Origin of the sequence: Tabrizicola piscis (assembly GCF_003940805.1) — a bacterium.
Taxonomy (GTDB): Bacteria; Pseudomonadota; Alphaproteobacteria; order Rhodobacterales; family Rhodobacteraceae; genus Tabrizicola; species Tabrizicola piscis.
On record NZ_CP034328.1, the window covers coordinates 353,977 to 373,620 of the forward strand.

The 19,644-nt window shown below is 63.1% G+C and carries 17 protein-coding genes; 7 read left to right on the plus strand and 10 right to left on the minus strand.

What is annotated here, in order from left to right; genetic code table 11:
* Window positions 1-20: 20 nt before the first annotated feature.
* The gene (locus EI545_RS01670; protein WP_125323852.1) at window positions 21-698 is read right to left on the minus strand and encodes a hypothetical protein; all 678 of its coding nucleotides are present in this window, start codon (window positions 696-698) and stop codon (window positions 21-23) included.
* Between the two features lie 355 nt (window positions 699-1,053).
* Here EI545_RS01670 and EI545_RS01675 point away from each other — a divergent pair, with 355 nt between their 5' ends.
* From EI545_RS01675 to typA, 3 genes are all read left to right on the plus strand, one after another.
* A complete protein-coding gene (locus tag EI545_RS01675) occupies window positions 1,054-1,656 on the plus strand; it encodes a YitT family protein (protein ID WP_125323853.1) in 603 nt (200 codons plus the stop codon).
* A gap of 18 nt (window positions 1,657-1,674) precedes the next feature.
* Window positions 1,675-2,277, plus strand: a complete 603-nt coding sequence (locus EI545_RS01680) for a YitT family protein (RefSeq protein WP_125323854.1) — start codon at window positions 1,675-1,677, stop codon at window positions 2,275-2,277.
* Between the two features lie 153 nt (window positions 2,278-2,430).
* On the plus strand, window positions 2,431-4,248 hold the full coding sequence (gene typA, locus EI545_RS01685; protein ID WP_125323855.1) for a translational GTPase TypA: 1,818 nt from the start codon (window positions 2,431-2,433) through the stop codon (window positions 4,246-4,248).
* 12 nt (window positions 4,249-4,260) lie between these two features.
* Here typA and EI545_RS01690 read toward each other — a convergent pair whose 3' ends face one another.
* From EI545_RS01690 to recA, 5 genes are all read right to left on the minus strand, one after another.
* On the minus strand, window positions 4,261-4,803 hold the full coding sequence (locus tag EI545_RS01690; RefSeq protein ID WP_125323856.1) for a histidine phosphatase family protein: 543 nt from the start codon (window positions 4,801-4,803) through the stop codon (window positions 4,261-4,263).
* A gap of 51 nt (window positions 4,804-4,854) precedes the next feature.
* A complete protein-coding gene (locus EI545_RS01695; RefSeq protein ID WP_125323857.1) occupies window positions 4,855-5,649 on the minus strand; it encodes a class II glutamine amidotransferase in 795 nt (264 codons plus the stop codon).
* 110 nt (window positions 5,650-5,759) lie between these two features.
* Window positions 5,760-6,050, minus strand: coding sequence for a DUF1330 domain-containing protein (locus EI545_RS01700; protein WP_125323858.1), 291 nt, complete (start codon window positions 6,048-6,050; stop codon window positions 5,760-5,762).
* Between the two features lie 3 nt (window positions 6,051-6,053).
* On the minus strand, window positions 6,054-8,708 hold the full coding sequence (gene alaS / locus EI545_RS01705) for an alanine--tRNA ligase (protein WP_125323859.1): 2,655 nt from the start codon (window positions 8,706-8,708) through the stop codon (window positions 6,054-6,056).
* 143 nt (window positions 8,709-8,851) lie between these two features.
* Window positions 8,852-9,925 carry a recombinase RecA gene (gene recA / locus EI545_RS01710; protein ID WP_125323860.1) on the minus strand — a complete coding sequence of 358 codons (1,074 nt, stop codon included), beginning with the start codon at window positions 9,923-9,925 and terminating at the stop codon, window positions 8,852-8,854.
* A 213-nt stretch (window positions 9,926-10,138) separates the two neighbouring features.
* On the opposite strand from recA, the gene EI545_RS01715 reads away from it, so the two are divergent.
* Window positions 10,139-10,729 carry a hypothetical protein gene (locus EI545_RS01715; RefSeq protein ID WP_125323861.1) on the plus strand — a complete coding sequence of 197 codons (591 nt, stop codon included), beginning with the start codon at window positions 10,139-10,141 and terminating at the stop codon, window positions 10,727-10,729.
* 120 nt (window positions 10,730-10,849) lie between these two features.
* Entirely contained in the window at window positions 10,850-11,407 is a 558-nt protein-coding gene (locus EI545_RS01720; RefSeq protein ID WP_125323862.1) for a lipid-binding SYLF domain-containing protein, read from the plus strand.
* Between the two features lie 97 nt (window positions 11,408-11,504).
* Here EI545_RS01720 and EI545_RS01725 read toward each other — a convergent pair whose 3' ends face one another.
* Together EI545_RS01725 and EI545_RS01730 are read right to left on the minus strand one after the other, a co-directional pair.
* Window positions 11,505-13,892: a hypothetical protein gene (locus EI545_RS01725; protein WP_125323863.1), complete on the minus strand. Its 2,388-nt coding sequence runs from the start codon at window positions 13,890-13,892 to the stop codon at window positions 11,505-11,507.
* A gap of 103 nt (window positions 13,893-13,995) precedes the next feature.
* Window positions 13,996-14,859 carry an NAD(P)-dependent oxidoreductase gene (locus EI545_RS01730; protein WP_125323864.1) on the minus strand — a complete coding sequence of 288 codons (864 nt, stop codon included), beginning with the start codon at window positions 14,857-14,859 and terminating at the stop codon, window positions 13,996-13,998.
* A gap of 81 nt (window positions 14,860-14,940) precedes the next feature.
* On the opposite strand from EI545_RS01730, the gene EI545_RS01735 reads away from it, so the two are divergent.
* Both EI545_RS01735 and EI545_RS01740 read left to right on the plus strand, forming a co-directional pair.
* Complete coding sequence (locus EI545_RS01735) at window positions 14,941-17,403, plus strand: penicillin acylase family protein (RefSeq protein WP_125323865.1); 2,463 nt, start codon at window positions 14,941-14,943, stop codon at window positions 17,401-17,403.
* Window positions 17,400-17,891 carry a GNAT family N-acetyltransferase gene (locus tag EI545_RS01740; RefSeq protein ID WP_125323866.1) on the plus strand — a complete coding sequence of 164 codons (492 nt, stop codon included), beginning with the start codon at window positions 17,400-17,402 and terminating at the stop codon, window positions 17,889-17,891. Before EI545_RS01735 ends, EI545_RS01740 begins: the two co-directional genes overlap by 4 nt.
* Before the next feature lie 87 nt (window positions 17,892-17,978).
* On the opposite strand, the gene hflX is transcribed toward EI545_RS01740, so the two are convergent.
* Together hflX and hfq are read right to left on the minus strand one after the other, a co-directional pair.
* Entirely contained in the window at window positions 17,979-19,295 is a 1,317-nt protein-coding gene (gene hflX, locus EI545_RS01745; RefSeq protein WP_484421914.1) for a GTPase HflX, read from the minus strand.
* A 29-nt stretch (window positions 19,296-19,324) separates the two neighbouring features.
* Window positions 19,325-19,558 carry an RNA chaperone Hfq gene (hfq, locus tag EI545_RS01750; RefSeq protein WP_008028786.1) on the minus strand — a complete coding sequence of 78 codons (234 nt, stop codon included), beginning with the start codon at window positions 19,556-19,558 and terminating at the stop codon, window positions 19,325-19,327.
* Window positions 19,559-19,644: the final 86 nt, after the last annotated feature.

A 19,644-nucleotide genomic window follows, 5' to 3' on the forward strand; every position in this document is an offset into this window, starting at 1 on the left:
AATTCCCCCATCCGTCTGGCTTACTTGAAGGACGCGGCGTTGACGTTGGCCCAAAGCTCGCCATTGCGCACGGTGAAGTTGCCGCCGGTCAGCCGATAGCAGGCCTTGCCGGTCGACTGGATGCGCAGCGTGTCAATCTTCTGATCGTTCGACATCGTGGCATCATTCACCCAGCCAATCGCGCTGCCATTCCGGTCGCGGACGACAAAGCCGTTGAAGGCCGACACATTGCCATCCTTGGCGCAGGGCATCCGGCCCTTGGGCCCCACCGCAGGCGACAGCGTGCCCGAGGTTGACGCCACCAGACCGCCGATGTCGGACGTATCGTCATCCATGCCGACATCGTCGGGGGTATCGCCATCCGGATCAACATCGCCGGGTGTCGTGCCGCCACCGGTTCCACCAATGCCGACGCTCGCGCTGATACCACCGCCGCCGATCCCGACATCGGCACTGATGCCGCCCCGCGAACCGCCACTGCCGCCAGACCCGCCGATCCCGACGCTGGCACCGATGCCACCGCGGCCGACGCCGACATCGGCGCTGATCCCGCCAATATCCGCACCGATCCCCAAAGACCCTGCCGAGACCGGCAAGGACAGAAGCAGCATCAGGCCAAGGCCGGATGCGCCCCGTGCGCTCCGGGACAGGACCCCGGACCGTGATTGCGTGTCATGACCGATTTTCTCAAGAAACATGGCAATCTCCTGCGCATACCTTCCGTTGCATCGCGGGTCCTGTTTGCATCGGTCCAGCCGGCGGTTTGCCGGGGTTACCAAACCCGCAATCATGGGTCAGCTTTCTGCAACCCACGGCAGAGTTACGAAAACCTGTGGGTGAAAGTTTCAATTGTTGCGCAATTTTATTGCGTCCCATTTGGAAACGGAGAACTTTAATTTCGGAAACTTTAGGGTTCTACATTTCGAAACAATTTGAGGATGATTTTACAATCAACCCAAGGATGCCTCAGACCTCTGGCCACGCTGGAAGATATTCCATAGATTAAAGGTCAGTACTATTGACTTAATACCCCGACTCTGTCACAGCCCCAGCATGACCGACCCAAACCGCCACAGTCCTCTGGAAGACGCGCAAGGCATTGCCTTTGGTGTCACCATGGCTGCGTTCGGCATGCATCTTCTGACGCACATGGGCTTTGTCACCGGTCAGACCACCGGAATCGCCGTTCTGCTGGCCCATGTCACCGGCCTGCCCTTCGCCGCCGTCTACTTTGCCGTCACCCTGCCCTTCCTTGGCCTAGCCTGGCGCCGCCTTGGCGCGCGCTTTGCGTTGAAGACGCTGGCCACCACGGCGGCGCTGTCGATCATGGTGGCGCTCTTGCCCCGCTGGGTAGACCTTGGCCGGATCGAACCCGGCTTTGCCGCCGTGCTGTTCGGCCTCTTGTTCGGCATCGCCGCCCTTGCCGCCATCCGCCATGGCGGCAGCTTCGGCGGCCTCTCCGTCCTCTGGATTGAGGTGCAGGACAAAACCGGCTTTCGCGCCGGGACCGCGCAGCTTCTGTCCGACGCGGTGATCTTCGGTCTGGCCGCCTTCATCGTCCCGCTGGAAACACTCCTTTACAGCTTCCTTGGGGCTGCCGTGTTTTCCCTGTTCCTTGCCGTAAACCACCGACGCGACCGGTATGTCGCCGTCTAGGGCACAGGCTTGCAGTCCATGACCAACCCCGAAAAGCACAGCCTGATCGAAGACGCCCAAGGCGTCGCCTATGGCGCGACCATGGCCGCCTTCGGCATCGTCATCCTGACCCATCTGGGCCTTGTCACTGGCCAGACCGCAGGCCTTGCGGTGCTGGTGTCCTACGCGACCGGTTGGGGCTTTGGACCAGTGTTCTTTGCCATCAACCTGCCCTTCTATGTCTTGGCCTATCTGCGCATGGGGCCGGTCTTCACCGCCAAGACCTTCGTCGCCGTGGCGCTCTTGTCCGCGCTCAGCCTCTGGCTGCCAACGCAAGTCAGCTTTGCCACGCTGAACCCATGGGTTGGCGCGGTGCTGTTCGGCTTTCTGTCCGGCTCGGCGCTGCTGGCGCTGTTTCGGCATGGGGCAAGCCTTGGGGGCATCGGCATCGTGGCGCTCATGCTGCAAGACCGTCTGGGCTGGCGCGCGGGCTGGGTGCAGCTTGGATTTGACGCGGTCCTGTTTGCCGCGGCCTTCGCGGTGATCGAGGCGCGACTGGTCATCATCAGCTTCCTCGGCGCACTGGTGGTGAACCTTGTGGTGGCCATCAACCACCGCCGCGACCGCTATGTCGCCGCCTGAGACCGGGGCAATCGTTAAGAATTCATGACTGCGCTTGGCCAAGCCGTTGAAATTGCTTGGCCCCCTCAACTGTCCCTGCCCGGGACACCCTCCCCTCTGGCCATGGGGCCGAAAACCCTGTAAGGCCGCGCCAACCCTATCGGACTGGACCCAATGGAACTGCGCAACATCGCGATCATCGCACACGTCGACCACGGCAAAACCACCCTCGTGGACGAGCTTCTGAAGCAAAGCGGCGCCTTCCGCGCCAACGAGGCCGTTTCCGAACGGGCGATGGACAGCAACGACATCGAACGCGAACGCGGGATCACGATCCTTGCCAAGTGTACCTCCGTCGAATGGCACGGCGCGCGGATCAACATCGTCGACACCCCCGGCCACGCCGACTTTGGCGGCGAGGTGGAGCGGATCCTGTCGATGGTCGACGGCGTCTGCCTGCTGGTCGACGCCGCCGAAGGCCCGATGCCGCAGACGAAATTCGTGCTGGCCAAAGCGCTGGCTCTCGGCCTCCGCCCCATCGTGGTGCTGAACAAGGTGGACAAGCCCGACGCCGAACCCGACCGCGCCTTGAATGAGGTCTTCGACCTTTTCGCCAACCTTGGTGCCGATGACGACCAGCTGGACTTCCCACACGTCTACGCCTCGGGCCGCTCCGGTTGGGCCGACAAGGAACTGGACGGCCCGCGCAAGGACCTGTCCGCCCTGTTCGACCTGATCGTCGCCCACGTCCCCGCCCCGAAGGTGCTGAGCCGGGTGGATGAACCCTTCTCGATGCTGGCCACCACCCTGTCCGCCGACCCTTACCTTGGCCGTATCCTGACCGGCCGCGTCGAATCCGGCCGCATCACCACCGGCACCACGCTGAAGTCCCTGTCACGCACCGGCGACCGGCTGGAGCAGTTCCGTGTGACCAAGATCCTTGCCTTCCGTGGCCTGACCCAGACCACCATCGACGAAGCCACCGCTGGCGACATCGTGACCCTCGCCGGGATGACCAAGGCCACCGTCGCCGATACCCTTTGCGCGATGGAGGTGGACACCGCCCTCCCCTCGCAGCCCATCGACCCGCCGACAATCACCGTGACTTTCGGCATCAACGACTCGCCCCTTGCGGGCCGTGACGGCAGCAAGGTCCAGTCCCGCGTCATCCGTGACCGCCTGATGAAAGAGGCCGAGGTCAACGTCGCCATCAAGATCGCCGACACCCCCGGCGGTGAGGCGTTCGAAGTTTCCGGTCGCGGCGAACTGCAGATGGGCGTGTTGATCGAGAACATGCGCCGCGAAGGGTTCGAACTGTCGATCTCGCGCCCCCGGGTGATCTTTCAGGACATCGACGGTGTCCGGAACGAACCGATCGAAGAAGTCACCATCGACGTCGATGATGACTATTCCGGTGCCGTGATCGACAAGCTGACCGGCGAGCGCAAGGGCGAGCTGGTCGAGATGAAGCCTGCAGGCGTCGGCAAGACCCGGATCATCGCGCATGTGCCCTCACGCGGGCTGATCGGCTATCAGGGCCAGTTCCTGACCGACACGCGCGGCACGGGTGTCCTCAACCGCATCTTCCACGGCTGGGTGCCGCACAAGGGCCCGATCCAGGGCCGCCGTCAGGGTGTGCTGATCTCGACCGAGGCGGGGGTGTCCGTCGCCTACGCGCTCTGGAACCTGGAAGAACGCGGCCGCATGTTCATCGGCCCGCAGGAACAGGTCTATGTCGGTATGCTGATCGGCGAACACAGCCGCGAGAATGACCTTGAGGTCAACCCGCTGAAGGGCAAGAAGCTGACCAACGTCCGCGCCAGCGGCACGGATGAGGCGGTCCGCCTGACCCCGCATATCAAGATGTCGCTGGAAGAGGCGATTGCCTATATCGACGACGATGAACTCGTCGAGGTCACGCCCAAGATCATCCGTCTGCGCAAGCGCCTGCTGGACCCGAACGAACGCAAGCGTCAGTCGCGGAAAGACTGACCGGCACCCCCTTCAAGGGGGCAGCCGGCCGAGCACTTCCAGGCCCGATGCGCCGCGTCGGGCCACGACAATCTCGCCCGACCGGGGGGTGATGCCGGTCAGGGCGGTTATGTTGACCTGATGGGTCACGATCAGCACCCGGTCCCCTTCCGGCAGAGCGGCAAGATGGTCCAGAACCTGGGCCGTCTGTTGGTCAGCCGTGGCCCGATTGCCAAAGAAGGAATTGGCGGGTGGAAACGGCGTGACGGGCCCAAGGCCCAACAAATTTGCCGTTTCCGTCGTGCGGCACCATTCCGAGGCAAGGATCTGGCCAAAGCTGATCCCGGCGTCCCGCAGCCGTGCCCCGATGGCCCGCGCCTCATCACGCCCCGCATCCGAAAGGTTGCGCTGCGTGCTGCAATCCCCAAGGCGCATGCCTGACGGATCCCCGGTTCCGGGCGCTGTGGCGTGGCGCATCAAAAGCACCGCACCGGGCGCACGAGCCGCGTCAAGCGGGTCGGCCGCAAGGGCGGGGTCGGAGAAGACCATGGCAAGGCAAAGGATCAGGAACCGCATGCCCGGCGATGTGAGGCGGGCGGCGCGTCTGACAAGGGCCTGACGAAAAGTTCAGGCGGCGGCAGCCAGCCTGCAGGGCAAGAAATCCTCGACCCGCACCTCAGACCCCTCGAACGTGCAGAAGCTGTAGGGCGGAACTTCGTCCCAACCGCCTTCCCCAGCCTCCAACGGTTCGGACACCACGGCGCGGCCACCGCGCGTATCGGACCACCGGTGGTAAAGCGATGGCGCGGCATCGTCGGTCGCATAGCGCACAGCGTATAGCCGCTGGCCATCCGACAGGGCCGCCGTCAGCCGCAGATGCGGCCCCTGCCCCTTGGCGCGCGCAAGACTGATGAACCGGGCCGCCGCACGTTCCAACGCGCCGCGCGGATCATCGTCCAGCCCCTCGGCCAAGGCCACCAGAAACAGTGCCTCACTATCCGTGGCGCCCTTGCGGTGGGGATAAAGCGTTTCGGGGATCATCATGTCAGCGTCGCGGCGGAAGGCGTCATAGCCGCCGACCTGACCGTTGTGCATAAAGCTCCACCGGCCATGGGTGAAGGGATGGCAGTTGTTGCGGCTGGTGGCAGTTCCGGTTGACGCTCGGACATGGGCAAGGAACAGGTGCGACTGGACCTGCGCCGTCAGGCTGCGCAGGTTCGGGTCGGACCACGCGGGCAGAACATCGCGGAACAGACCCGGTTCCGACTTCGCGCCATACCATGCAATGCCGAAACCATCGGCGTTGATCGCCGTATGGCACTGCGTCGCGCAATGGCTTTGGTGGATCAAGCTGTGACCCGGACGGCTGATGATCTCCTCAAGGAAGATCGGCGCCCCGGTATAGGCGGCCCAGCGGCACATCAGCGTGCCCCATCGGTCGTAAGTTTCATCTGCTCAAACCTGCTTTTTCTTTTATTGTAACAAAGAACCGCGCGCTTGGCAGACAAATTCCGGTCATTCTATGGAAAACCTTACTCGATTTCCTCAACCACCATCAAATCGCGCAGGCTGGCGCCCTTTGCATGGGCAAGGGCAGCCTGATAGGCGGGGGAATTGTAGCACTCCACCGCCTTTTCCAAGCTGGGAAAGCGCGCCACCACATTGCGGGCGCGGTCGTTGCCTTCCAGTTGGACATAGCGCCCACCCCGGGCCAGAAATACGCCACCATGGGCCGCGATGGCGGGACCGGCCTCCTTGGCATAGCGGCCATAGGCCTCGGCATCGGTCACATGCACATGGGCAATCCAGAGTGCAGTTGGCATGGTTCAGCCCCCCATCGCGGCTTCAGCCGCCTTGATCGCTGCATCGGCCAGCGCGATATCCGCGCCACCCGCTTGGGCAAGGTCAGGTCGCCCGCCCCCGCCCTTGCCGCCCATCGCCTCAGCCGCAGCCTTGACAAGGGTGACGGCGGAAAGCTTCGCGGTCAGGTCAGCAGTGACGCCAGCGGCCACCGCCGGCTTGGCCCCGGTGTCGGCAATCAGCAGCACCGCGCCAGAGCCGAGCCGGGCCTTCAGCTCATCAATCAGCGCCGGCAGGTCCTTGCCCGACACGCCGGAAAGCACCTGAGCAATGAAGCGGATGCCATTGATTTCCTTGGCTTCCGGGCCAGCGGCACTGCCACCCATCGCAACCTCGCGGCGCAGTTGTGCAACCTCATTCGCGAGCGCTTTCCGTTCGTCAAACAGCGCGCGGATGCGGTCGGCCAGTTCCGATGGCGGGGCCTTGATGATCGTCGCGATGTCGTTCAGCCGCGCGTCCTGCTGGCGCAGGTGGTCGAGCGCGGCCTGACCCGTCAGCGCCTCGATCCGCCGAACCCCGGCGCTGGAGGCTGAGTCGCCCAGAAGAACCATCGCCCCGATATCACCGGTGCGGGCGACATGGGTGCCGCCGCAAAGCTCCAGGCTGTAGGTCTTGCCGTCCGCGCCCTTGCCCGACCCGTCCAGCACGCCCATCGACACGACGCGCACTTCATCGCCATACTTCTCGCCAAACAGCGCCTGCGCGCCGATGGCGCGGGCATCGTCGGGGGTCATGATCCGCGTCTCGACCGGGGCGTTCTGGCGGATGAAGGCGTTCACCTCGGCCTCGATCGTCTGCAGGTCCGGCGCCGAGATTGCCGCCGAATGGCTGAAATCGAACCGCAAGCGGTCAGCGGCGTTCAGCGAGCCGCGTTGTGCTACATGATCACCAAGCGTCCGCCGCAGCGCCTCATGCAGAAGGTGGGTGGCCGAATGGTTGGCGCGAATCTGCGACCGGCGGCTGTGGCTGACCTCCAGCTTGGCGGGTTGACCTTTGAGAAGATCACCCTCCAACACCTTGGCAACGTGAATGAAAACGCCAGCGGCCTTTTTGACATCCGTCACTTCGGCAAGGCCCGTCGCCGTGCGGATCAGGCCGGAGTCCCCCACCTGCCCGCCGCTTTCGGCGTAGAACGGGGTCTGGTTGACCACGATCTGCACAGTCTCACCCGTAGCCGCCGCGCCAACCGCTGCCCCATCCCGAACCAGGGCCGCAACCACACCCTCGGCCGTTTCGGTGTCATAGCCCAGGAATTCGGTCGCGCCATGTTCTTCGGCAAGGTCAAACCAGATCCGCGCATCGCCCGCAGCCCCGGTGCCGACCCAGGCGGCGCGGGCCTTCTGCTTTTGCTCCTGCATGGCATGGTCGAAGCCCGCCACGTCCACCTCACGCCCCTTTTCGCGCAGGGCGTCCTGCGTCAGGTCCAGCGGGAAGCCGTAGGTGTCATAGAGCTTGAACGCCGCAGCCCCCGGCAAGGCACCGCCTTCGGGCAGGCGGGCGAGTTCGTCGTCCAGCAGTTTCAGCCCCCGGTCGAGGGTCTGCTTGAACCGCGTTTCCTCCAGCCGCAGGGTTTCCTCGATCAGCGATTGCGCCCGACCAAGCTCGGGGTAAGCCGCCCCCATGCCGCGTACCAGTGCGGGCACAAGGCGGTGCATCACCGGGTCATGCGCGCCCAGCATATGGGCATGCCGCATCGCCCGGCGCATGATCCGCCGCAGGACATAGCCCCGGCCTTCGTTTGACGGCATCACGCCATCGGCGATCAGGAACGAGGTCGACCGCAGGTGGTCCGCGATCACCCGGTGGTGGATCTTGCCCGGACCGTCGGGATCTGCGCTGGTGGCGTGGGCCGAAGCCTCAATCAGGCTGCGCATCAGGTCAGTGTCGTAGTTGTCGTGCTTGCCCTGCAGCAGCGCGCCAATCCGCTCCAGCCCCATGCCGGTGTCGATCGACTGCATCTCCAGCGGCACAAGCCGCCCGTCGGCGAACTGTTCGTTCTGCATGAAGACGTTGTTCCAGATCTCGATGAACCGGTCGCCGTCTTCCTGGGCACTGCCGGGCGGGCCGCCCCAGATATGGTCGCCATGGTCGTAGAAAATCTCGGTGCAGGGGCCGCAGGGGCCGGTCGGGCCCATCCGCCAGAAGTTGTCATCCGTCGCGATGCGGATGATCCGGCTGTCGGGCAGACCGGCGACCTTCTTCCAGATGCCCGCCGCTTCATCATCGGTATGGTAGACGGTGACCAGAAGCTTGTCGGGGTTCAGGCCGAAGTCCTTGGTCAAAAGCTCCCATGCAAAAGCGATGGCCTGATCCTTGAAGTAATCGCCGAAACTGAAATTCCCCAGCATTTCAAAGAAGGTATGATGCCGGGCGGTGTAGCCGACATTGTCCAGATCGTTGTGCTTGCCGCCGGCACGCACGCATTTCTGTGCCGTCGTCGCGCGCTTGTAGTCGCGGGTTTCGACCCCGGTGAACAGGTTCTTGAACTGCACCATGCCCGAATTCGCGAACATCAGCGTCGGGTCGTTGCGCGGGACAAGCGGAGAGCTGTCGACCACCCTGTGACCGTTGCGGCGAAAGAACTCAAGGTAGGTGGAGCGGATGTCGTTCAGTGACGCCATGACGGGCCCTTCCGGAAGGCAAAACAGCGGTTTCGCCACCGTTTAGCCCCCGCGCGGGGGCTGTCCACCACGCGGGTGTTCCCCTGACGAAAAAGGCCGGAAGCTGTGCTTCCGGCCCTTGGCTTTGCTGTTGGCGTCTGTGGTTACATATCCACGACGTCGGCTTCTTCGCCGCCACCGGCAACGTTGAAGTCCAGCCCGTTCGCGCCGCGAATCTTGTCTTCAATCTCCATCGCGACGGCGGGGTTCTGCTTCAGGAACTGCTTGGCATTCTCACGCCCCTGACCGATCCGCTCATCGCCGTAGGAATACCAGGAGCCGGATTTTTCAACCACACCGGCCTTGACCCCAAGGTCCACCAGCTCACCCGTCTTGGAAATGCCTTCGCCATACATGATGTCGAATTCCACCTGCTTGAAGGGCGGGGCCACCTTGTTCTTGACCACCTTCACGCGGGTCGTGTTGCCGACCACATCTTCACGCTCCTTGATCGAGCCGATGCGGCGAATGTCGAGGCGCACCGAGGCGTAGAACTTGAGCGCATTGCCGCCGGTCGTTGTTTCGGGAGACCCGAACATCACGCCGATCTTCATGCGGATCTGGTTGATGAAGATCACCATGCAGTTGCTGCGCCCGATGCTGGCGGTCAGCTTGCGCATCGCCTGGCTCATCAGCCGGGCCTGCGAGCCCATCTGCATGTCGCCCATGTCGCCTTCGATTTCCGATTTCGGCACCAGCGCGGCGACCGAGTCGACAACCACAAGGCTGACAGCACCAGAACGGACCAGCGTATCGACAATCTCCAACGCCTGTTCGCCGGTGTCGGGCTGCGAGATCAGAAGTTCATCCAGGTTCACGCCCAGCTTCTTGGCATATTGCGGATCAAGCGCATGTTCGGCGTCAACAAAGGCGCAGACGCCGCCCTTTTTTTGTTCTTCTGCAACGACATGCAGGGTCAGCGTGGTCTTGCCTGAAGATTCCGGCCCGTAAATTTCGATGATCCGGCCTTTGGGCAGGCCACCGATCCCCAGCGCGATGTCGAGACCGAGCGACCCGGTCGAGGTCGCCTCAATATCCATCGCCGGGCTGTCGGCGCCCAGCCGCATGATCGAGCCCTTGCCGAACTGACGTTCAATTTGCGCCAGCGCGCTTTCCAGAGCCTTCGCCTTGTCCATGTCACGCTTCCCGTTGAGGTCGAGCAGGTTTGCCACCGCCATATTGTCGTTCCTTATTTCATAGCCACCCGCAGGCGGCAATCCTGACCAATGTTCCCCAAGTGTTCCGGTTCTTATGGGACCAAAGCAGGAACATTTCAACCAGATTCTGACAATCCCAGCTTTTGCGCGATTTGGTTAAGGGATAGTTTACGACCAAGGATGAAAAGTCGCGACGCCGGTGCAATCCGGCGCGATGCAGGAAAAGGGGCAGGAATGCTGGTGTTCTGGGATCAAAGACTGGCGTTCCTGGCCACGCCCAAGACAGGATCGACGGCGATTGCCGCCGCGCTCGAATCGTTGGCGGCGGTGTCGATCCAGCGGCCGCCGCTGCTCAAGCACACTACGGTCCATCGCTACCGGCGCTTTGTCGGCCCCTACCTTGAGGCCGCTTCGAAGGACAGCTTCACTCTTGTCGCCCTAATGCGCGAACCGCGTGACTGGCTGGGGTCATGGTACCGCTTCCGCCAGCGTGAGGAGACGGATCCGGACAGGTCCACCGCGGCGATGAGCTTTGACGACTTCGTGCGCGCCTGGTGCAGCGACCCGCGGCCGCCCTTTGCCGATGTGGGCAGCCAGGCCCGGTTCTTGCGGCCAAGGCAGGGGGTCGGGGTGGACCGGCTGTTCCGGTATGAGGAGATCGACCGCTTTGTCGCCTTCCTTGAGGACCGGCTGGATTGCGAGGTGATCCTGCCTTTGCTGAACGTGTCACCCAAGGGGGCGACGGACCTGTCGCCCGCGACCGAAGCCCTGCTGCAGGAGGTCGCGGCCGAGGACTTTGCGCTTTATCGGACGTTGACCGGGTAGGCCGTCAAGTCTGAGCGTCCCGCCGCCGATCTGGCGGGAAAGACATGACAAAGCGGGCATATGAAGGTACAAAAATCGCAAGGGGCCATAGATCCCGCGAGGCATGAAAGGGGCAGTGAGATGTTCAATACCGATATGACACGGCGTGGGCTGGTTCTGGGGGCGGCGGCGCTTGCGCTGGGGGCCTGCAACAACGGGATCGGGTCGAACGGGGCGGCGCAGATCGACGCGCGGGTCGAGGCGACGCAGAACTTCCTGTTCCAGCGCTACCCCGGCACGCAAGACCTGGCCAGCCGCGCGTCGGGGGTGCTTTACATGCCCCTGATCACCGAGGCCGGGTTCGGGATCGGCGGGTCCTACGGGCGCGGGGCCTTGCGGATCCAAGGGGTGACGGTGGACTATTATTCCGCCACCAAGGGCACCATCGGGTTCCAGATCGGCGCGCAGCAATATGCCCATGCCCTGTTCTTCATGACCCCCGAGGCGTTGGAGGAGTTCCGCCGGTCCAGTGGCTGGGCTGCCAGCGGGGAGATCCGCTATGCGACCCCGGATCAGGGTGCCAGCATCGGCAAGGAGACGACAGAGCTTGACCCGGTGATCGCGCTGGTCTTTGGCCAGCAGGGGCTGATCGCGGGGGCGACGCTGGGTGGGGTCAAGTATACCCGGATCATCCCGTAAAGGCGGGGTGTCCCGGGCAGGGACATTTCGGAAACGACAAGTTTATCAAAGGCTTGTCGTTTTCCGTTAGGGTGGCGTTAAGCGTTTGGTGCGGCAGCTATTCGGGCAGGAAGCCCAGTTCGAATACCATCGGCCGCAGCTTCTGACCAAGATTGGCATAAGCCTCACGGAAGGGTGCGAAATCGGTGACGATATCGCTGTGGGCTTCCAGCGCCTTGCGCACCTGATACCAGCCTGCATCGGCGCGGTTGAGCTTGTAGTCCTGCCGGATCTTGTTGGGGAAGCTGGTCGCGTGAAAGCGTTGGAAAAGCTTGCGCCCTTGATCGAGCACGGCGCGGGCTTCGGGTGAGAATGCCATGCCGGCCATGTAACGCACCATGAAATCGCTTTCGAACCGCGCCTTTGCGCCAACTTCGGCTTCGGCAAAGGGGATGAAATGATTGGTCAGCGACCAGTCCCGATCATTCCAGCGCAGCCCGTCCGCCCCAGCGGTGAGGTTCTTTCCAGAAAATAGCATCCAGACCAAGCAATCAGATTTGAACTCCTCCGAGAGTGGCTGAGAGGGTTGCAGGAATTGGTCGTTGTGATTTACCCATGTATGCACCGTGAGCATTCTTACGGCAAAGACAATCGCTGCCTGCCAGAGGTTTGCGTCGGTCAGCCAAATTCCACCGCCATTACCACCAGTGAAGATTGAGGAGGAGATCAAAGTCTCTTGTCCCGCGTGCTGCATATCGTTGTTGCTAGCGTAGAGATATCCCACTGCCCCGGCGTATTGTCTTTTTGGCCGTGGATTGCTTGCGACGGTCAGAGCGTTCGATAACGGTAACGCTGGGCCACCCTTTGCGCTCGTTTTAGCCATCCAGACATTAAGTAGCTTCGAGTTCGGTCGCACCACGTAGGATTTCTCACCGACAAGCGAGCCCTTGCGATCAAGGACCGTCGTCTGAATTTCGGTGATCGAAAGCTGAAATCTCTGATCCCAAATCAAAAAGCCTATCGGAAAACTACCTTTGAGACTATCGAAAGCCTTGTTTTCGACAACAAAACCGTCCAGATACTTCGCCCTCCATAAACTTCGGAACGCCTCAAAATTAGGAGCATTTATGTATTTCAAGGTACTGAACATGGCAAGTGTCGAAGTTGGCAACTCATGCCGAATACGAACCAGAAACTGCGTAAATAGCTCTTTGCTAGCGTAACCTAAATTCATTTCGCGCATCCATCCATTGATACGCGTTTTCTCGACACCGATCTTGTTTTCGTCTCCCTTGCCGATACCTGATCCACTTTCCGCATACGGCGGGTTGATCAGCACCAAGATCGGCTTCGCGCCCTTCTTGCCCTCTTTCGCATCTGCAATCGCCTGCCGCAGCGACTGCGGCACTTTGCCAGAAAGCGCATAGTCGATCTGCCCGAAATCATCCACATCGTCATTCAAGTAATCATACTGAAAAATCTCGGCCCCCGCGAAGGCCGGGTTGCTGCGCATGATCGTCACGTCCTCTCGATCCAAGGTGGACATGAAGACATTGCGCAGGTTGCTGTGCTTGGCTTCCAGATTGCCGACGCCAGCGCACATATCCCAGACGATGTATCTCTGCTGCCAGTCCGCGCCCAGCGTCGCTGCCAACTGGTCGTAGGCTTTGTCGACGATGTGCAAAGGCGTATAGAACGCGCCCTTGAACTTCTGATCGTCCATCGGCAACAGGCTGTCGCGCCGTTCCAGAAGATAGTGCCGATGCTTCTGTTCGGGCGGGCGGTGGTAGATGTTCCAGAAGTTGCGGTAGCCGCGCGCACTTGCAAGGTCGTATTGGTCGGCCCCCATAATGAAAACGGGGTCGTTGCCGTTGAACAAAAGGCGCGCGGGAAGGTTGGCCATCGTCGCTGTGTGCCCGTCATGCATGATGTCGGCAAAGAACAGCACGGCATAATCCGCCTCACGCTTCACGCCAAGTTCGACGCCAACCATCGCCACCCATTTGTCGAACACCTGGCGCAGGTTGTCGGGCGTGATGGGGGTGCGGATGATGCGGCCTTCGCGCACGGCGTCTTTAACGGCCTTGATGAATTCCGCCTCATACCCATCAATCTGATAATGGATGAAATGTGTCTCGATGATCGGGGCGATCTGGGCTGCAAGCGCCTTGTCGGCTGCAGAGCCTGATTTGGGCCAGACGATGGTTGGGTCGTTCAGCAGCGGCAAGGCGTGTTCGGTCGGCATCAAGGCCGCCTTTTCGCGGTCGATCACGCAGAGAAAGCCGGGGATCGGCTCGCCCCGCTTGCGCGCGGCGCGGACATAGGTCAGCAACTGCGCGAACATCAGAAGCGGTGGGGTGGGTGTCTCTTTCGCTTCGAACCAGATTTCGGGGGTTTGGATGTCGACCAAACCCTTGAATACGGCCTTAAGCCCCAGCGCCTTGATGTAGGCGTCTTTGACGTCTTCTTCGGTTCGGGCGCGGTGCAGGTCTTCGATCAGGCTCAATGGGGTGCTCCGACTAGGCGGTGTGTCACGGAAACTTGGACCATCGACATGAGGCCGAAGTGGGGCATCGGCGGACCGGATGATGGATCAAGCGGAGTCGGCCTTACTTCAACCGCCGGATCAGGCTGGAGGTGTCGCCCCTGCCCCCGCCCATCAGCTGCACGTCCTTGTAGAACTGGTCCACGAGGGCGGTGACGGGCAGGCTGGCGCCGATTTCGTCTGCCGTATCAAGGCAGATGCCAAGGTCCTTGCGCATCCAGTCCACCGCGAAGCCGAAGTCGAAGGTGTGGGCCAGCATCGTCTTGTGACGGTTGGCCATCTGCCACGATCCGGCAGCGCCTTGAGAGATGACCTCGACCACCTTTTCGCCGTCAAGGCCGGCCTTCTGGCCGAAAGCCAGCGCCTCGGACAGGCCCTGCATAAGGCCTGCGATGCAAATCTGGTTCATCATCTTGGCCAGTTGCCCTGCCCCGCTGTCGCCGATCAGGCGGCAGATGCGGGCGTAGGACGCCATCACGGCTTCCGCCCGCGCATAATCGGCAGGGTCGCCGCCGCACATGATGGAAAGTTGGCCATTCTCGGCCCCCGCCTGACCGCCAGAGACCGGAGCGTCGACGAAAGCCACGCCCGTGGTCGCGGCCTGCGCCGCAAGCTTGCGGGTGATCTTTGCCGACACCGTGGTGTGATCGACAAAGACCGACCCCGGCGTCATTCCGGCGAAGGCGCCATCGGGGCCAGTGCAGACCGCGCGCAGGTCGTCGTCATTGCCGACGCAGGCCATCACGAATTCAGCGCCCTTGGCCGCCTCACGCGGGGTGGCCGCCGACTTGCCCTTGTGCTTGGCGACCCAGGCCGCGGCCTTGGCCGGGCTGCGGTTGTAAACCGTGACGTCATGCCCTTTGGCAGCAAGATGCCCGGCCATGGGAAAGCCCATGACGCCCAGACCCAGAAACGCGACTTTTGCCATCTTCGACTCCCCGCTCATTGCCCTTCCGGGCTTGATCGACTAGGAACCCATCACCTTGCGGACGTCAAGAACTGGGCCCCGATGCTGACTGCTTTTCGCTGGCTGATCCGTCTTGTGACCGGTGCCCTTGTGCTGGGTCTGCTGGTGCTTTTGCTGGCCTATTACATCCTGACCCGGTCGCTGATCGACTATTCCGAAGATTTCACGGTGCAGGGAATCTCGGCCCCGGTCGAGATTGTGCGCAACAATGACAATGTGCCGCACATCTTTGGCGCAACGGATGCGGATGTGTATTTCGCGCTGGGATTTGCCCATGCGCAGGACCGGCTGTGGCAGATGACGATGCTGCGCCGGACGGTGCAGGGGCGGCTGTCGGAATCTTTTGGCCCGGCCACGGTGAAGGTGGACGAGCTGATGCGCCGGCTGGACCTGTACGGATTGGCGCTGCAATCGGTCGAGGTGCAGGACGCCGAGACGCTGGCGGCGCTGAAGGCGTACTCGGCGGGTGTGAACGCCTGGATCAACCAGATCAACGCCGGGGCGCGCGGGCGTGGGGCGCCGGAGTTCTTCCTGTTTTCCAGCGAGATCGCGGCCTGGGCCCCGGCGGATTCGATCGCCATCCTGAAGCTGATGGCGCTCCAGTTGACCGGATCCCTGCAGACCGAGGTCCTGCGGGCGCGCACGTCGCTATTGCTGTCGCCCGAGCGGCTGGCCGACATCCTGCCGGATGATCCCGGGCAAGGTGTGGCGGCGCTGCCGGACTATGCAAGCCTTGTGCCGGGGGTGAGCCCCTCAGCGCAGCCTTTGGACTTTGCGCTTGGCCCGCTGTCGCCGGTGGCCGGTCTGGGGCTGACCGGAGCGTCGAATTCCTGGGCCGCCCGGCCGGGGCGGTCGGCGGCGGGGGGCAGCCTTTTGGCCAACGACCCGCATTTGGGCCTGACGGCGCCGACGATCTGGTATCTTGCGCGGCTGGAGTTGCAGTCGGGTGGCGTCATCGGCGGGACGATCCCGGGGGTGCCTGCGGTGCTGGTCGGGCGGTCGGAACGGCTGGGCTGGGCGCTGACCACTGCCTATGTCGATGATCAGGACGTGCTGATCGAAGAGTTGAACCCCGAGAATTCGGGGGAATACCGGACACCCGACGGCTGGGCGGCGTTTGAAAGCCGTCAGTCGATCATCACGGTCAAGGATGCGGCCCCGGTCACGCTGAACCTGCGCTGGTCGCGCAACGGGCCGATCCTGCCGGGGACGCATTACGAACTGGCCTCGATCACCCCGCCGGGCCATGTCGCGGCGGTCAGCTGGACGGCTTTGAGCGGGGCGGACACGTCGATGACGGCGGCACTGCGGCTGATGCGGGCGGGGGATATTCCTGCGGCACTGGAGGCGGGGCGGCTGGTGGTGGCACCGGCGCAGAACCTGATGCTGGCGGATCTGGACGGGATCGCCATGCAGGTGGTGGGCGCGATGCCGGCGCGGGATCCGGCCCATCCGTCGCAAGGGCGGCTGCCCGTCCTTGGGGCCGACCCGGCGGCGGGCTTTCGCGGGGTGCTGCCCTATGAGGTGAACCCGCGCTTCGTCAATCCGACCTCGGGCCTGTTGGGCAATACCAACAACAAGACGGTGAACCGGCCCTTCCCGGAACATGTCAGCTTTGACTGGGGCGACACCCAGCGCATCCAGCGCTGGCTGGCGCTGATGCAGGCGCGTGAGGTGCATACGCGCGAAAGCTTCATCGAAGCGCAGCTGGACACGGTGAACCCGACGGCGCGGGCCCTGCTGCCGTTGATCGGGGCGGACCTGTGGTTCACCGGCGAGGCGGCAGCCGAAGGCACGCCAGAACGCTTTCGCCAGCGCGCACTGGGGCTGTTGGCCGAATGGAACGGCGAGATGAACGAGCATCTGCCCGAACCCCTGATCGCCGAGGCCTGGATGCGGGCGCTGATGGACCGGCTGATCCGCGATGAGCTGGGGGCGATGGCCGACAGCTTCACCCATATCTCTCCCGTGTTCATCGAGAGGGTCTATCGCAACGTTGGCGGTGCGGGGGTCTGGTGTGACGTGATCCAGTCGGCGGCGGTGGAGAGCTGCACCGATGTGGCCCGGATCGCCTTGGACGAGGCGCTGCTGCGGTTGCGGGAGAAGTACGGCGACAACATCGAAAGCTGGCGCTGGGGCGACGCGCATGAGGCGACGCATGACCATCCGGTGCTGGGCGATGTGCCGTTCCTGCGGCATTTCGTGAACATCCGGCAGTCCACGTCCGGCGGCGATGACACACTGATGCGGGGGGTGACGCGCGGCACGGGCGACGAGCCGTTCCAGAACGTCCATTCGGCCGGCTATCGCGGCGTCTATGATTTCGCCGACCCGGACAGTTCGGTCTTCATCTCCGCCACCGGGCAGTCGGGCCATCCGCTGAGCCGCCATTACGATGATCTGGGCGAGTTGTGGCGGCGGGGGGAGTATATTCCGATGTCGCTTGACCCCGACCTTGCCCGCGCGGCGGCGGCGGGGGTCATGGTGTTGAGCCCGGCGGAATGATCACCACGGCCCGCCTGACCCTGCGGCGTGCCCGGATGACGGATCTGGACGATGTCCACGCCATGCTGTCGCAGCCAGCGGCGATGCGCTACTGGTCGACGCCCGAGCATGAGACGCTGGACGAAAGCCGGAAATGGCTGGAAGGCATGGTTGCGGGGGCGCCGGGTGAGGATGATTTCCTGATCGAACATCAGGGCCGGGTGATCGGCAAGGCCGGGGCCTGGCGGCTGCCGGAGGTGGGGTTCCTGCTGCATCCCGACCATTGGGGCAAGGGTCTGGCGCATGAGGCGATGGTGGCGGTCATCGCGCATCTTTTCGCCTCGCATGACGTGCCGGAACTGACGGCAGAGGCGGACCCACGAAATGCGGCCTCGCTTCGGCTGCTGGGGCGGCTGGGGTTCGTGGAAACCGGCCGGGCGACGCGGACGATGCAATGGCGCGATGAGTGGTGCGACAGCGTTTATCTGGCGCTGCCACGACCGGGGTGAGCCACCGGAATTTTCGAAAATTCCGGAGCGGAGCCTTTGAAGGCTCCGGCGCGATTTCTTTGAAGAAATCGCTGGCTCAAAGCTGGCTCAAAGATCGCGGAAGCGTTTTTCCTGGCGGGCGGTCCAGCGCAGGGTCAGGTGATAGCCATCCTCGGCCTCCACCTCGGCCATAACGACACCTTCCTGATGCAGCCATGCGCGCTTGCGCCCCTCGGCGAAGGGCAGGATCAGGGTCTGGTCGGTCTTGGCTTCGTCAAAGACCAGAGAGATCGCGTCCAGCAGGGTCGGCACGCCTTCGCCGGTCAGGGCGGAGACCGGGAACACCCGGTCACGCCCCGTGGCGCCAAGGGCAAGGGCGGCGCGGGCAGCCGGGTCGACGAGGTCCAGCTTGTTCCACACCTCAAGCACCGGGACGGCGGGCTTGACGCCAAGCGAGGTCAGGATTTCGGCCACGTCCTGCGCCTGTTCGGCGGTTTCGGGGTGGCTGATGTCGCGGACATGCAGGATCAGGTCCGCCTCAAGCACCTCTTCCAGCGTGGCGCGGAAGGCGGCGACAAGCTGGGTCGGCAGGTCGGAAATGAAGCCCACGGTATCGGAGGCGATGATCTTGCGCCCTGCCCCGCCATCCGGCGCGGGCAAGGTGATGCCGCGCATCGTGGGGTCAAGCGTGGCGAAAAGCATGTCCTTGGCCAGAACCTCGGCCCCGGTCATCCGGTTGAACAGCGTGGATTTGCCAGCGTTGGTATAGCCCACGAGCGCCACCAGCGGAAACGGCACCTTGCGGCGCGAGGCGCGGTGGAGTTCGCGGGTCTTCACCACCTTGTCCAGCTGGCGCTTGAGGCGGATGACCTGATCGTCGATGGCGCGGCGGTCGGCCTCAAGCTGGGTTTCCCCCGGGCCGCCGACAAAGCCAAAGCCGCCGCGCTGGCGTTCAAGGTGGGTCCAGGCCCGGACAAGGCGGGTGCGCTGATAGCTGAGCGCGGCGAGTTCGACCTGCAACACCCCTTCGCGGGTGCGGGCGCGGTCGGCGAAAATCTCAAGGATCAGCGAGGTGCGGTCGAGAAGTTTGACGCCCCACTCCTTTTCCAGATTGCGCTGCTGGACGGGGGAGACGGTGCCATCGACCAGCACCAGTTCAATCTCGTCCGCCTTGAAGCGGGTCTTGAGGTCTTCGACCTTGCCGGAGCCGATCAGCGTGGCGGGGCTGGTGCGGGACAGGCGCACGACCTCGGCCCCGCGGATGTCAAGTTCCGGCAAGGCGGCGGCGAGCGCCACAGCCTCGGCCAGCCCATGTTCGGGCAGGCGGCGGGCGTTGGCGGACTTCAGCGCCGGATGCAGGACATAGGTGCGCGTCGGCTGCGCGGCGGTGTCGCGCAGACGTTGCCCTGCCCTTTGTGAGAGCAGGTCATCCGGGTCCTGAGGATCGGTGGAGATCAGTCTTCCCCTTCGTACAGGCTGATGGGTGCGCCCGGCATGATGGTTGAAATGGCGTGCTTGTAGACCAGCTGCGATTGTCCATCACGGCGCAACAGCACGCAGAAGTTGTCAAACCAGGTGATCACGCCCTGCAGCTTGACCCCGTTTATCAGGAAGATCGTTACCGGAACTTTGGCCTTCCGCACATGATTGAGGAAGGCGTCTTGCAGGTTTTGCTTGTCGGCGGCCATTGCTTTTTTGCCTTGTTTTTCTAAAGCTTCACTGTCGCGGCTGCGGTGTTTTTCTATCAGCCCTGTCGTCACCGCCTAAGACGGCC

Coding starts and splice junctions, on each gene's coding strand:
- EI545_RS01700 (WP_125323858.1), bottom strand. CDS start 6,050: ATGCCAACTGCACTCTGGATTGCCCATGTGCATGTGACCGATGCCGAG.
- EI545_RS01720 (WP_125323862.1), top strand. CDS start 10,850: ATGTTCAATACCGATATGACACGGCGTGGGCTGGTTCTGGGGGCGGCG.
- hfq (WP_008028786.1), bottom strand. CDS start 19,558: ATGGCCGCCGACAAGCAAAACCTGCAAGACGCCTTCCTCAATCATGTG.
- EI545_RS01735 (WP_125323865.1), top strand. CDS start 14,941: ATGCTGACTGCTTTTCGCTGGCTGATCCGTCTTGTGACCGGTGCCCTT.
- EI545_RS01730 (WP_125323864.1), bottom strand. CDS start 14,859: ATGGCAAAAGTCGCGTTTCTGGGTCTGGGCGTCATGGGCTTTCCCATG.
- EI545_RS01740 (WP_125323866.1), top strand. CDS start 17,400: ATGATCACCACGGCCCGCCTGACCCTGCGGCGTGCCCGGATGACGGAT.
- EI545_RS01690 (WP_125323856.1), bottom strand. CDS start 4,803: ATGCGGTTCCTGATCCTTTGCCTTGCCATGGTCTTCTCCGACCCCGCC.
- recA (WP_125323860.1), bottom strand. CDS start 9,925: ATGGCGGTGGCAAACCTGCTCGACCTCAACGGGAAGCGTGACATGGAC.
- alaS (WP_125323859.1), bottom strand. CDS start 8,708: ATGGCGTCACTGAACGACATCCGCTCCACCTACCTTGAGTTCTTTCGC.
- typA (WP_125323855.1), top strand. CDS start 2,431: ATGGAACTGCGCAACATCGCGATCATCGCACACGTCGACCACGGCAAA.
- EI545_RS01695 (WP_125323857.1), bottom strand. CDS start 5,649: ATGTGCCGCTGGGCCGCCTATACCGGGGCGCCGATCTTCCTTGAGGAG.
- EI545_RS01670 (WP_125323852.1), bottom strand. CDS start 698: ATGTTTCTTGAGAAAATCGGTCATGACACGCAATCACGGTCCGGGGTC.
- EI545_RS01715 (WP_125323861.1), top strand. CDS start 10,139: ATGCTGGTGTTCTGGGATCAAAGACTGGCGTTCCTGGCCACGCCCAAG.
- EI545_RS01680 (WP_125323854.1), top strand. CDS start 1,675: ATGACCAACCCCGAAAAGCACAGCCTGATCGAAGACGCCCAAGGCGTC.
- EI545_RS01675 (WP_125323853.1), top strand. CDS start 1,054: ATGACCGACCCAAACCGCCACAGTCCTCTGGAAGACGCGCAAGGCATT.